The organism is Kangiella sp. TOML190 (assembly GCF_023706045.1).
Lineage (GTDB): Bacteria > Pseudomonadota > Gammaproteobacteria > Enterobacterales > Kangiellaceae > Kangiella.
On record NZ_BQYL01000001.1, the window covers coordinates 131,685 to 144,953 of the forward strand.

A 13,269-nucleotide genomic window follows, 5' to 3' on the forward strand; every position below is an offset into this window, starting at 1 on the left:
CTAAATTTCTAAAATTTGTTTTAACTGTTGAGTGATCTCGCTTTGCGAAACCAACAATTGTTCTTTATGTTCGCGCAAGAATTTAATGCCAACGGTTTGGTCATTAACTTCCTGCTCGCCCAGCACCAAAGCCACTTTGGCACCGCTTTTATCGGCTTTCTTAAACTGCTTTTTGAAATTACCGCCAGCAAAATTAGCTCGAATGCGCAAGGATGGCATTTCATCACGCAAGATTTCAGCAAGCTGCATGGCATTGATTTCCGCCGCATCGCCAAGCGCCACCATATAAACATCAGCATCGCTGATCTCAATTGGCGCTAGCTCTTCCATCAAAGACACAATCCGCTCAATACCCATGGCGAAACCCGACGCCGTAGTTGCATGACCGCCTAACTGTTCAGTTAGGCCATCATATCGACCGCCAGCACAAATAGTGCCTTGCGCCCCCAACTTATCAGTGATCCACTCAAACACAGTGCGGTTGTAATAATCTAAGCCGCGAACCAAATTTTGATTGACCTGATACTCAATACCATTAGCGTCTAAAATTTGGCATAAGCGCGCAAAATGCTCCTTGGATTCTTGATCCAAATAATCCACTAGCTTGGGCGCATCGGCAACCAATTCTTGAGTCTGCGGATTTTTTGAATCCAATATTCTTAACGGATTAGTCTGCAAGCGCTTTTGACTATCCTCATCAAGCTGATCTTTGATTGGCGTTAAAAATGCCACCAAAGCATCGCGGTATTCTGCGCGCACCTCATTCGATCCGAGCGAATTAATTTCCAAACGCACCGAGTCATTAATCCCAAGCGCTTTCCACAAACGAGCGGTCATTAAAATTAATTCAGCATCCACATCCGGCGTGGCAATACCAAAAGTTTCAACACCAAGCTGATGGAACTGGCGATAACGACCTTTTTGCGGACGCTCATGGCGAAACATGGGGCCCATATACCAAAGCCTTTGTTCCTGATTATAAAGCAGGCCATGTTCAATCCCAGCGCGAACACAAGAGGCAGTACCCTCTGGACGCAAACTCAAGCTGTCACCGTTTCTATCGTCGAAAGTGTACATTTCCTTTTCGACAATATCGGTCACCTCACCCACCGCGCGTTTGAAAAGACTGGTCTTTTCAACTATTGGCATACGAATTTCGTTATAGCCATAGCTCGCCATTAGCTGACGCAAAATTGCTTCCAACTTCTGCCAATAGGGAGTTTGCTGCGGCAAAATATCGTTCATGCCACGAATTGCTTGAATTTTCTGACTCAAGGCGCGATCGCTCGAATTATTAAATTTCTCAAATAAGAGCGAGATTATAGCGGATTTCTAGCAAAACAGTAGGGTTTTCCTGCGATTAGAAGATTATTTTGAGGTAGTTTTAGTCGATTTCATAGCTAAGCTCATAAAAGTGCTGACAAGCTTCAATAATTATACCCAAAACACCTGAAATACCCTTTAACTGGCCAGTTCCAGAGTTCGGGATAATGTTGATATTTAAAGAATTAGTGCCATTTTCCATTAATCCCTTATGCACTAATGAAAAGCCACCTTGTTTGCCTTCCAGCTCACCTTCAAAAAGCTCCAGTGCCACATAACCCGCAGAACCTTCGACCTCAGTTCTATGACTGAGCATTTGGCCTTTGGCGCTACCCGATAAAGGTCCCTCATAGGTTTTATCCAACAAAAAGCGCCCCATATCAATCTCATCTTGAGCTGGGGTTAAATTAACTTCAAAACTGCCTTTAACTTTTTTCATAATACCTGCTACGACTTATTCTTCAATAAAGAGTCAATCGTATATAACGATGGACTTTCCATATATTTATTATAAATGGTTGAATCTAAACGTTTTGCTTTATTGAAATGTTCCATTGCCTTTGCTTCGTTAACTTGTGTCCCTAACCCTTCAGAGTACATCCCAGCCAGACAATAATGCACATCAGCTAAACTACAGTCTTCAACTTGAATTAATAATTCAAATGCGGCTTCAAAATTTTGTTCGATTAACTCTCCAGCTAAGAACTGCTTTGATACTTCAAAAATAGAATATACATCACCTAACTCCATTGCTTTGAAAAAATACTCAAAGCTTAAATCTATATCTTGCTTCCAGTCTTTATTATCTTTTTCTAAATATAAATGCCCTAGCATCCGATATATTCTAGTGTCGTTAAATTGTTGATTTGATTTTAAAATGCTTTCAGCATTCAAAAATCTTTTATTTTCAATCGCCTCTTTCGCTTCATCTAAGACTTTCAACACTTTTCTGTTTTTAGTCCATTTAAACATTTTCTATTGGTAATTCCTTTGCACCTTTCGTGATCTCTTCTTTCTGCGCTTGTTTAGCAGCGATTTTGCCACGAATTTGCTTTTCTAACTCGTCCACCAAATCTTCGTTGGCAACCTTATGGCTTTTCTCACCATTGGTGTAAAGCATGGATTTCTTAAAACCGCCGGTTAGCCCCACTTCCACTTCTTTGGCTTCACCCGGACCATTAACCACACAACCAATCACCGCCACATCCACATGCTCATTCACGTCTTCAAGGCGCTCTTCTAATGCATTGACGGTTTTAATCACATCAAACTGCTGGCGTGAGCAAGATGGACAAGCGATTAAATTTATTCCACGCTGGCGCAAGCCAAGGCTTTTTAGAATATCAAAGCCAACTTTAACTTCTTGCACCGGATCGGCCGCCAAGGAAATCCGAATGGTATCACCAATCCCTTCAGCCAATAACATACCTAAGCCTACTGAGGATTTTACCGTTCCCGAACGGAATGAACCGGCTTCGGTAATGCCTAAATGCAGCGGATTATCAATTTCTTTGGCTAGAATACGATACGCCGAAACCGTCATAAAGACGTCAGATGCTTTCAGGCTGATTTTGTAGTCTTTGAAGTTGTACTTTTCCAAATACTCGATATGGCGATAAGCAGATTCGACTAATGCTTCAGGGGTTGGTTCGCCATATTTTTCTTGTAAATCTTTTTCCAAAGATCCCGCATTAACCCCTATCCGGATAGGGATATTGCGCGCCTTGGCTGCATCGACAACCGCTTTAACCCGCGCTTCAGCGCCAATATTACCCGGATTAATCCGCAAACAATCCACCCCATATTCTGCAACCTGTAAGGCAATCCGGTAGTCAAAATGAATATCCGCCACTAAAGGTACTGGCGACTGCTCTTTAATCAACTTAAAGGCTTCGGCAGCTTTCATGGTCGGCACCGAAACCCGCACAATATCAGCGCCGGTATCGGCCAAAGCGTTAATTTGTGTAAGGGTTGCCGCAACGTCACAAGTTTCGGTATTGGTCATACTTTGCACCGCAATCGGTGCATCGCCACCGACGGGCACAGTTCCCACCATAATTTGGCGCGATTGACGTCGTTTTATCCAAGAATTGCTGTTCATATGAATTGACTAGGTGCTTAAAGTAGCGTTATTTTAGCATCAGAATATGCTTAGTGATCGATTATTTTCCGGTTATTGCTTGTCAGTACTATTTTTAAGTTCTATTTTTTAGCCGATTTTCTAAGGTTGTTTTCAAGGGTCCTACTGTTGATTTCAAGAACGCCTTCCGGGATCAATTCGCCCTCATTATCATCGCTTTCCAGTAACTGCTCTTGCTGAGCTTCGGGTTTATCAAAACTATTAATAAATTTATTCCAGTAGCCTTTTTCTACCAAAAAGTAATAGACCGAATAAAGCAGTGCCAAAACAATAGCAAGACTGACTAAGCGCGCAAATAACTTAACGGTTTTATGGCTCTTTTGAGGCGGATTAAGCTCAACTCGTTTGTAAGTGTGTTGAGACTGTTGCTCTAAGCCATTTTTTTGCGCGTAACGGTTGAAATTTTCAATAAATTCTTGCTCATCTAAACCTAAGAAGTGCGCATAGTTTTTGACATACCCCTTGTAGAAAGCCAAAGGGAAACCCTCATAACGATCAGACTCAATATTTAAAATGGCCTGCTCGGTTAGCTTTAAACGGCTCGCCACTTCATTAATATCAATTTCTTTTTGCTCCCGAGCTTGCTTTAGCAAACCACCTGGGCCAAATTCAAAATTTTCTGATACGTCTTTTTCGTCACTCATCAATTTATTTTTATTAGCTACTCATTCTTTTATAGATCCGAGCTTGTTCTGAACGCGGGAATAGTTGTATTAACTTTTCGCCATAAGATTCCATCGAAAAACGGTCGTTAAGGCGACGACCAATTTTATAACCCAATAACAAGCTATCGGCAGAAGGTTTAGACTTGCCTTCAAACTGCAATAAATAGGTTTCCGCCTTATTGTATTCATTGGCCTCAAACGACATTAGGGCTAAACCATATAAAGGCTTAGTTAAGCGCGGATTAAAGGTCATAGCCTTTTTAAAATACAGTTCAGCTTTTTCATGATCACCAGCTTCGATTGAACAAAAGCCTGCATTTTCATAGCTTTCGCCTACCGCAATATATTCCGGCTGATCCACTGCCTTCAGGAAATACTTAACCGCACCCTCATAATCTTTTTTCGAAGTACACAAAAAAGCACCATAAGCATTCATGTAATCTGGATTATTTTCATCCATATCCAACGCTTTTTGGTAGTACCTTTCCGCCTTATCAAACTCAAACACCTTCTGATAATAATAAGCCAGACCAAACATCACATCCGGCATATCAGGCGCATGCTTTTCCGCCATCAATAAGTTCTTTTTTGCTCGCTCCATTAAGCCACGCTGTACATAACCCATGCCCAGCGCAAGACGTTTTTCAGCCGCATCTTTTAAATTAGTCTTATCATCAGTTACAGTAATGCCGTCCGTTACCGCATTGGTCGTGGTTTGTGTTTGAGTCGTCTCACAAGCAGTCAACACCAACACACTTAGTAGGGATAGCACGGTTGCAAACTTCATAAATCGTCCTTTATATTCTCTCTTATACTAATTATGTAATTCCACCTCGATTTCTTGTTTGAATCGTTGGTGCGAAATTTTATGTTCATCGCGTCGCGTTTGACGCTTGGTTTTATCAAGGATTTTACCCGCTAATTGACCACAAGCAGCATCAATATCGTCGCCACGAGTCCGTCTGGTAACCACAAGATACCCTTTCTTGATTAAAAAATCACTAAATAAATCAATGCTTTGTCGACTCGAAGTCTGATAATTCGACTGCGGAAAAGGGTTAAATGGAATCAAGTTAATCTTACAGGGAGTATCCTTCAATAAAAGTGCCAACTGTTTGGCATGTTCAAGACTGTCATTAATACCTTTGAGCATTACATATTCAATGGTTACCTTACGCGCGGCATTGGAACGCTCCAGATAATGATGGATCCCAGACATCAAATCTTTAATCGGATACTTTTTATTGATCGGCACCAATTCATCGCGCAAAGGATCATTGGGCGCGTGCAATGAAATCGCCAAAGCCACATCAATATCATCAATCAGACGCTTTAATTGTGGCACCATACCTGAGGTACTCAAGGTCACGCGGCGCTTTGACAATCCATAAGCATTGTCGTCCATCATTAATTCCATCGAATTGACCACCGGCTCATAATTAGCCAATGGCTCACCCATCCCCATCATCACTACATTGGTGACCGCTCGGTCATCTGACTTATGCTTACCATTAAGATAGCGCGCCGCCAGCCAGACTTGGCCAATAATTTCAGCGGTAGAGAGGTTACGATTAAAGCCTTGATAACCCGTCGAGCAGAAGCTGCACTCTAAAGCACAGCCCACTTGCGAAGAAACGCATAAGGTGCCGCGGTGGCGTTCGGGAATAAAGACCGTTTCGATGGCTTGGCCGCCAGGAATATGCAGCGCCCATTTCACAGTGCCATCGGCAGACTCCTGCACATCCAGCACTTCGGGGCCTTTAATTTCCGCCACTTGTTTGAGTTTAGCACGACAGGCCTTGCTAATATTGGTCATTTGATCGAAGTCTTCGACTCCGAATTGATGGATCCACTTCAACACCTGAGTGGCGCGAAATGGCTTTTCACCAAGCTCTTTAAAGAACTCGACCATTCCACCGCGCGTCAGGTTGAGTAGATTAGTTTTTTCACTAACCGCTTGATTACTCATTAGTTACCTTTACACAATGTAAACTGGACGCAGCCATTTGGCATCGACCAGTGAAATTTGGCTATATTTTAGGCTTTTATCCGATTAATAGCAAAATATCAGCCTATAAAAAAAGCTTTCCACCGAAATGAAAAGCTTTCTTGCAATTTCTTGCCTAAAAACGTGGGGGTTTGTTCAAGTTCGAGACAAAACAATCGTTTTTATCGAGTGCGAGGGCAAATTTCTGAAGCTTCGAAGAAATATGCAATTTCGCGCTCAGCAGACTCAGGGCTATCAGAGCCATGGGCAGCGTTTTCGTCTACAGAAACCGCGTAGTCCGCACGGATAGTGCCGCGTAATGCTTCTGCAGGATTAGTAGCACCCATGATTTCGCGATTGGCTTTGATGGCGTTTTCGCCTTCAAGAACCTGAACCATAACTGGACCAGAAGTCATGAAATCAACTAAAGCGCCAAAGAAAGGACGCTCGGCATGCTCAGCGTAGAAGCCTTCGGCTTTTTCGCGTGACAAGTGGATCATTTTTGAAGCAACGATGCGCAAACCAGCACGCTCGAAACGGCTGTAGATTTCGCCAATAACGTTTTTCGCAACTGCGTCAGGTTTTACGATAGAAAAAGTACGTTCGATAGCCATTTCGGACTCCGTTTATCAGGTTTTAGTCAATAATAGTATTCAAAATAATGGGCTAGCCGTGGCTAACCCAGAAATTGCGCGAAATTATACAGAAAGCCTAGAAATTAGGCAACGCACCTAAGGCGTGAAATATCGAGTCGGATCGCTAATACCCTGCCCTTCGAATCCTTGGCGGCGCAAAATACACGAATCGCATTCGCCGCAAGCAAGCCCCTTATCAGTGGCTTTATAGCAAGATACCGTTTGGCTGTAATCGATCCCCAACTGAGTTCCTTTTGCAATAATTTGAGCCTTGGTCATATCCATTAGCGGCGCTGCAATGGTCAACTTTTGACCTTCAACTCCAGCTTTAGTAGCCAAATTCGCCATATTTTCGAAGGCTTGGATAAACTCAGGGCGACAATCGGGATAGCCAGAATAATCCACTGCATTAACGCCAACAAAAATATGATTGGCCTGCAAAACTTCCGCCCAGCCAAGGGCAATCGATAGAAACACCGTGTTACGAGCAGGAACATAGGTCACTGGAATCGCTGCTTGCTCAGCGATTTCTTCATTGATCGGCACATCAATCGAATGGTCGGTTAAAGCTGAACCGCCAATTTCCGTCATGTCCAAATTGACTTCAATATGCTTCACTGCATTGAAAGTGTTGGAAATTTTCTTGGCTGCATTAAGCTCGGCCAAGCTACGCTGACCGTAATTAAAACTCATGGTATAGCACTCAAAGCCTTGCTCAACCGCCATCGCCAGGGCAGTAGTTGAGTCTAAACCACCAGAAAGTAAAACCACTGCTTTTTTAGTCATAGTTATCACTTCATTTTATAAAAACAGAGTATAAAGCAGAAAAAAGTTTTTTAGACGAGGCTTTCAAAAAAATAGAACCGCAGTTTACTCTAGTAAATGAGGACTCTATTGTTTTGTTTCACGAAATATAAGGAACTTTTAACAATTTATACTCCTGTTTTTTCTCCCCAAATAATCTTATGCAATTGCACCTGCATCCTTACCTTTAACTTATCCTTTAAAATCCATTCCGCCAGTTGTGAATACTCCACTTGACCATAAGATGGCGAAAATAACACTTCACACTTATCCAGTAAGTTGTATTGCTCAATGGTCATCTTGGCCCAATCAAAATCCTTGCGGCTGCAAATCACGAACTTTACCTGATCGCCTGATTTTAAATGCTCAATATTGGCATACAAATTCCGCGCCATTTCGCCCGAATCTGGCGTTTTTAGATCCATCACCGTCATCACGCGTGGATCGAGTGGTGCTATATCGTTGGCACCACCCGTTTCGGTAGAAACTTGGTAACCTTTATCACAAAGCAGAGTAAAAAACGCAAATACCCGCTTTTGCGCCAATGGCTCGCCACCAGTGATACACACATGATCACAATCGTATTGTGCAATTTCGGCAAGAATTTCTTCATAGCTCAGCCACTGGCCGCCACCAAAAGCATAGTCCGTGTCACAATAAACACAGCGCAGAGGGCATCCAGTTAGGCGCACAAAAACCGTCGGCAAGCCAACGGTTAGGCTTTCGCCTTGTAGGGAGTGGAATATTTCGGTGATTCGTAATTTCATAGCCATTGCTGCTAACGGCGCTTTGCGCCTTGCTTAAACTGCGCGAATTATAGTCGATCCTGAGCACTAAATAAAAGGCAATAAAAAAGGGCTAAACAGCCCTTTTTTAACAAAGATTTGCGATTAAAGTGCATCCAACTTTGCTTTAGCCAATTTACCAGCTGTAGTATTTGCAAAATCTTTAGCTACTTTTTGATAGTAGCCTTTTGCGGCAACTTTATTGCCACGCGCCTCCTCCAACTGACCCAGCTTTAAAATTGCCACGTCGGTTTTGTTGGCGCCAGGAAACTCAGCATAAACCGCCTTAAACTGGGCTTCCGCTTGTTCATATTCCTTATCTTTAAGATGTAACTGACCTAACCAAAAATGGGCATTGGATGCCAAGTCTTCTTCAGGATAGTTAGCAACAAAGCTTTTAAAGGAGCTTTTCGCAAAAGCATACTGTTTATCTTTATATTGAGTGAAAGCTTTATTGTAAGCAGCTTGTACTTCATCCCGAGTAGCTGCTAATGGCTTAGAGTTATTATCAGCATTGGCATCACCTGTCGCTACACCAGCTTGAATACGGCGATCCAAATCGATGTAAAGCTCGCGCTGCTGCTTGACCATTTGATTAAGGCGATAATCTTGCTCTTCCAACTGACCGCGCAGTTGACGAACCTCTTGCTGCAGCTGATTGACCTGTAACACTAACTCAGCAATCAATTGGCTTTGTTGTGAACTTCTTAAACCAGTCTGAGCTTTAAGATCTTGAGCATCAGTTACTGGCGCTGCCGCATAAGCAGAAGCCCCAGCGCCAATCCACAAGGCAACAAAGGTTGCCAAGGATTTTTTGTGTTTTTGCAGCTTTTTTTGCATCATAAGATAACTACCTTAATTCAAACTTTCACTGATTTAGATGAATTACTTATAATTCAGTTCCACACGACGGTTTTTAGCCCAAGTAGACTCTTCGTGACCAGCAACCGCGGGCGACTCTTCACCAAAGCTCACTACTTCGATTTGGCTACCAGAAACCCCAAAAGTGCGTAGCAACTGAGCTACCGCTTTGGCACGGCGCTCACCTAACGCCAAGTTGTATTCCGGAGTACCACGCTCATCGGCATGGCCTTCTAAAATCACGCTACGATTGTCACGAACCATACGCTCAGCGTGCAAACGCAACATTTCCGTATATTCGCTGTCAATCACGTCTTGGTCAAAACCAAAATACACTGTGTTGCTGTTTAGCAAAGCCGCGATCCGAGCCGCTTCAGCTTCTTGTGCGCGACGTGCTGCTTCCGCCGCTTCACGACGAGCAATCTCTTCTGCTGAAAGACCGGTATCAGTCGTATCAACGCCGCTAGTGTCAGTGTCGGCAGGCTTGGTAGTGCTACAAGCAGCAATCACCAAAGAAAAGGTTATCAGAGTTAATAATTTTAAAAAGTGTTGCATTGTTCTCTCCTAAGAGTATTGTCAATTTAGATTTAAGTATTACAAAATAAAAGGCGACCAAGCCGGAGCTTTAACTTCGCCGGTAGTGCTAGGATACGGCAAGCCAAACTTGCCATCCATTGAAACGGTGCTCAATACCTTATCACGTCCGGATATGGTTGAAAAAATAATCATACTGCCGTTCGGCGCGATTGAAATCGATTCATCCATAGTGGATTTGGTCAAAATTTCTAAATCCCCGTTTTTCAGGTTCTGTCGCGCGATATGAAAGTTACCATTATTTTGGTGTACCATCACAATATGCTCGCCGTCAGGGCTAAATTCTGCGCCGGCATTATGTCGCCCTTCAAAAGTCACGCGCTTAGTTTGCCCTGAATTTAAAAAGACTTGATAAATCTGCGGACGGCCGCCGCGATCGGAAGTAAAAATCAAGCTGTTGCCATCGGGCGACCAAGAAGGCTCGGTATCGATAGAATAGTGTTGAGTCATGCGTTGCAATTTTTTCGACGCTAAATCCATCACATAAATTTCCGGATTGCCGTCTTTAGACAAGACCATCGCCATTTTGCGACCGTCTGGCGACCAAGCCGGGGCACTGTTAAAGCCTTTAAAGCTGGCTATCTTCTGCCGCTGATTGGTATAAACGCTATGAATAAAAATCTCTGAGCGACCATTTTCGAAACTGACGTAAGCCAACTGCTCGCCATCCGGCGACCAAGCGGGCGACATGATCGGACGCTCGCTAGGGAATAAACGTTTAGCATCATAACCATCGCTATCGGCAACGAATAATTGGTATTTCTTTGGCGAATTAGGAACCACCTCAACGTAAGCAATTAAGGTAGCAAAAGCACCTCGCTCGCCGGTAAGCTTTTCATAGATTTCATCCGCCGCTACGTGCGCATTCCAGCGAAAATTACTTTGATTCAAAACCTTAGTAGCACGCAACAACAAGTTTTGCTCTTGCTCATGAGGTACACTGGAAAGCGTTACCTCATTTTCCAAATAGGCGTTGGCATTAAAAGGATCAATCAAGTCGTATGACACTTCATAGGTGCCTGGAATACTTTCGCGAACTTTGCCAATTAAAACCGCATCAACACCTAAACTACGCCAATCCACTAAATTGATGTCTGCAATATTCGAAGGCATCGCTGGTAATTTTGATAGCTCGGTCGGTTTAAACTTACCGCTGCGGCGCAAATCATCCGAAATAATCTTAGCGAAATCGTGCGGCGCTTGAACTTGCACCGAGCTAGCCTCATAGGCAAACGGCACAACCGCAATTGGCCTAGCATCGTCACGCCCTTCGGTAATGATGATCTCGATTTCCGCGCTTAGCTTGAAAGACGCAAAAAATACGACTAACCATGCTAATTTAACTAATTTTTTGTTCATTTTATCTCTCCAATAGTCAGAACTATTGTTTGATTACTGCTTAAAACTGGGGTCGAACTTAATGGTGGCATCTTTTAATACCGCCATCACCTGCGGATCGTCAGAAACTGGAAACGGAGCCGACTTTCTAATAGCTGTGGTTCCGGTATCGCAATAGTCCAAATCACCATCGGTACTTTTAATACCTAACAAAATCCCACCTGGGCCAATAGTAAAGTTAATGACACAATTACCATCGCCGCTGGGCATATTCCAGTTGCGCCTTACTTTGGCACCAATGGCATTCCGAAGCTTTTCCACTTCGCTCATGATCTGACTTTGGCGCACCGCACCTTTATCCGCTTCAAACAGCTCATCATCCAGCGAAGCCTCTAACGCTTCCAGCTCTTTGCGTTTACGCTCTGCTTCTTCACGTTTTTTCCGCTCCGCCTCTTTACGCTTACGCTCGGCTTCCGCCTTTTTCTTTTTTTCCGCTTCTTTTTTCTTGCGCTCAGCTTCTGCTTTGCGCTTCTTTTCTGCCTCGGCTTTACGCTTTTTCTCAGCTTCGGCTTTTTTTTGCTGCTCTAATTTTTTCTGTTCCAGTTGCTCTTGCTTTAGCTTCTGTTGTTTTAGCTTTTCGGCTTGCTCTTGCTCTAACTTTTGCTGCTTGAGTCTTTCTTGCTCAAGCTCTTTTTGCTTTTGCTCTTCAAGCTTCTGCTGCTCTAACTTTTTTTTAGTCTCATCCAGCTCTTTTTGCCGTTGCTGCTTTTTCTTAAGGCTAGTGGCGTCTTTTTTTGGAATTTCCGGCGCCGTGACTAAACGTGCTTTAACCGGCGAATCCACAAACTGTTTATTGGTCTCATCAGGGCTGAAAGCAAAGTTCCATAGCAACAATCCAATTAAGCCCACATGGAGCAAAATTGCTAGCGCAACCGGTACTATATTCTTCTTATATGGCAAATTAATTACCTACTTTTATAAAACTGCTTTCAATGCTACTTTTAAAACTTGTCGCTAAAAATATTACTTGGCAGGATTGGTCATTAAGCTGACTTTTTCCACTCCAGCCACTTCATTCATCATGCTTAACAGCTCCACCACCTTGCCATAGTCCGCGCCTTCATCACCACCGACTAAAATCAGCAATTCGGGTTTTTGCTGCAAACGGGTCTGTACCAGATCCACCGCTTCTTCAAGCGCATAAGCGATCTCATCGCGATCTCCACTGGTAATAAAGTGGTACTCGCCATCCGAGTTTATCTCAATAATGATGGAGTTTTCGGCCGTCGCTTCAGACGGCGGCGCGCTGGCACTGGGCAGATCAACCTCCACACCTGCGGTAATGGCGGTAGCCGTAATCATTAGAATCACCATCAATACCAACATCACGTCAATATAGGGAACCACATTGATTTCCGCTTTAGGGCGACGGCGAGCGCGACGAATTAACTGTGCCATAAGCTCTCAACTACGCCTTACTGTGGGCTTTACGATGCAGCACGCCTGAAAACTCTTCTAAAAAGTTCTCATACTGAGTTTCAATCCGCTGCAAGCGATTGGTGAAACGGTTATAAGCAATTACCGCAGGAATAGCCGCAAACAAACCCATCGCTGTGGCAATCAAAGCCTCGGCGATGCCGGGCGCTACCATGGCTAAGGTTGCTTGTTTGACCGAACCTAAGGCGATAAAAGAATTCATAATCCCCCAAACAGTACCAAATAGGCCGATATAAGGAGTTACCGAACCAACAGTGGCTAAAAAGGATAAGTTTCGCTCTAGTTTTTCGATTTCACGGCTGTGCGCAACCCGCATGGCGCGGTGAGTACCGTCCATCACCGCATCGGCGGAAGTTCCGCTTTGGCTGCGTAAGCGCACAAATTCACGATAACCAGATTGGAATAATGACTCCAAACCTACCGCGGGTTTGGCTCTTTGATTCAAATCCGAAAACAATTTACTTAAGTCGATACCCGACCAGAATTTATCTTCAAACTTGCGGCCGTTTCTGGCAGCGGAATTAAGTACCGTTGAGCGTTGGAAAATCATCGCCCAAGAAACAATAGAAATTAATAGCAATAACGCCATAATCGCTTGCACGACCACACTTGCCTTTAGAATCAAGTCGGCAATCGACAT

The 13,269-nt window shown here is 43.7% G+C and carries 16 protein-coding genes; all 16 read right to left on the bottom strand.

Annotated elements, in window-relative coordinates:
- On the bottom strand, positions 1-1,275 hold the full coding sequence (gene hisS, locus NFS34_RS00590; RefSeq protein WP_251357897.1) for a histidine--tRNA ligase: 1,275 nt from the start codon (positions 1,273-1,275) through the stop codon (positions 1-3).
- A gap of 109 nt (positions 1,276-1,384) precedes the next feature.
- On the bottom strand, positions 1,385-1,762 hold the full coding sequence (locus NFS34_RS00595; RefSeq protein WP_251357898.1) for a DUF3224 domain-containing protein: 378 nt from the start codon (positions 1,760-1,762) through the stop codon (positions 1,385-1,387).
- Positions 1,763-1,770: 8 nt separating this feature from the next.
- On the bottom strand, positions 1,771-2,295 hold the full coding sequence (locus NFS34_RS00600; protein WP_251357899.1) for a tetratricopeptide repeat protein: 525 nt from the start codon (positions 2,293-2,295) through the stop codon (positions 1,771-1,773).
- A complete protein-coding gene (gene ispG, locus NFS34_RS00605; RefSeq protein WP_251357900.1) occupies positions 2,288-3,424 on the bottom strand; it encodes a flavodoxin-dependent (E)-4-hydroxy-3-methylbut-2-enyl-diphosphate synthase in 1,137 nt (378 codons plus the stop codon). The genes NFS34_RS00600 and ispG overlap by 8 nt, the downstream gene beginning before the upstream one ends.
- A 101-nt stretch (positions 3,425-3,525) precedes the next feature.
- Positions 3,526-4,107: a RodZ family helix-turn-helix domain-containing protein gene (locus NFS34_RS00610; RefSeq protein WP_251357901.1), complete on the bottom strand. Its 582-nt coding sequence runs from the start codon at positions 4,105-4,107 to the stop codon at positions 3,526-3,528.
- A 13-nt stretch (positions 4,108-4,120) separates the two neighbouring features.
- Positions 4,121-4,915 (bottom strand): type IV pilus biogenesis/stability protein PilW, encoded by a 795-nt coding sequence (gene pilW, locus NFS34_RS00615; RefSeq protein ID WP_251357902.1) that lies wholly within the window; start codon positions 4,913-4,915, stop codon positions 4,121-4,123.
- 27 nt (positions 4,916-4,942) lie between these two features.
- The gene (gene rlmN, locus NFS34_RS00620; protein ID WP_251357903.1) at positions 4,943-6,097 is read right to left on the bottom strand and encodes a 23S rRNA (adenine(2503)-C(2))-methyltransferase RlmN; all 1,155 of its coding nucleotides are present in this window, start codon (positions 6,095-6,097) and stop codon (positions 4,943-4,945) included.
- Between the two features lie 200 nt (positions 6,098-6,297).
- Positions 6,298-6,729, bottom strand: coding sequence for a nucleoside-diphosphate kinase (gene ndk, locus NFS34_RS00625; RefSeq protein ID WP_251357904.1), 432 nt, complete (start codon positions 6,727-6,729; stop codon positions 6,298-6,300).
- Between the two features lie 117 nt (positions 6,730-6,846).
- Positions 6,847-7,536, bottom strand: a complete 690-nt coding sequence (gene queC, locus NFS34_RS00630; RefSeq protein WP_251357905.1) for a 7-cyano-7-deazaguanine synthase QueC — start codon at positions 7,534-7,536, stop codon at positions 6,847-6,849.
- A 146-nt stretch (positions 7,537-7,682) separates the two neighbouring features.
- Entirely contained in the window at positions 7,683-8,321 is a 639-nt protein-coding gene (gene queE / locus NFS34_RS00635; RefSeq protein WP_251357906.1) for a 7-carboxy-7-deazaguanine synthase QueE, read from the bottom strand.
- Between the two features lie 123 nt (positions 8,322-8,444).
- Complete coding sequence (ybgF, locus tag NFS34_RS00640; protein WP_251357907.1) at positions 8,445-9,182, bottom strand: tol-pal system protein YbgF; 738 nt, start codon at positions 9,180-9,182, stop codon at positions 8,445-8,447.
- Between the two features lie 42 nt (positions 9,183-9,224).
- Positions 9,225-9,755, bottom strand: coding sequence for a peptidoglycan-associated lipoprotein Pal (gene pal, locus NFS34_RS00645; RefSeq protein WP_251357908.1), 531 nt, complete (start codon positions 9,753-9,755; stop codon positions 9,225-9,227).
- A 39-nt stretch (positions 9,756-9,794) separates the two neighbouring features.
- Positions 9,795-11,153: a Tol-Pal system beta propeller repeat protein TolB gene (gene tolB / locus NFS34_RS00650; protein ID WP_251357909.1), complete on the bottom strand. Its 1,359-nt coding sequence runs from the start codon at positions 11,151-11,153 to the stop codon at positions 9,795-9,797.
- A gap of 33 nt (positions 11,154-11,186) precedes the next feature.
- Positions 11,187-12,092, bottom strand: a complete 906-nt coding sequence (gene tolA / locus NFS34_RS00655; RefSeq protein ID WP_251357910.1) for a cell envelope integrity protein TolA — start codon at positions 12,090-12,092, stop codon at positions 11,187-11,189.
- A 63-nt stretch (positions 12,093-12,155) separates the two neighbouring features.
- Complete coding sequence (locus NFS34_RS00660) at positions 12,156-12,590, bottom strand: ExbD/TolR family protein (protein ID WP_251357911.1); 435 nt, start codon at positions 12,588-12,590, stop codon at positions 12,156-12,158.
- A gap of 10 nt (positions 12,591-12,600) precedes the next feature.
- Entirely contained in the window at positions 12,601-13,269 is a 669-nt protein-coding gene (gene tolQ, locus NFS34_RS00665; RefSeq protein ID WP_309296419.1) for a protein TolQ, read from the bottom strand.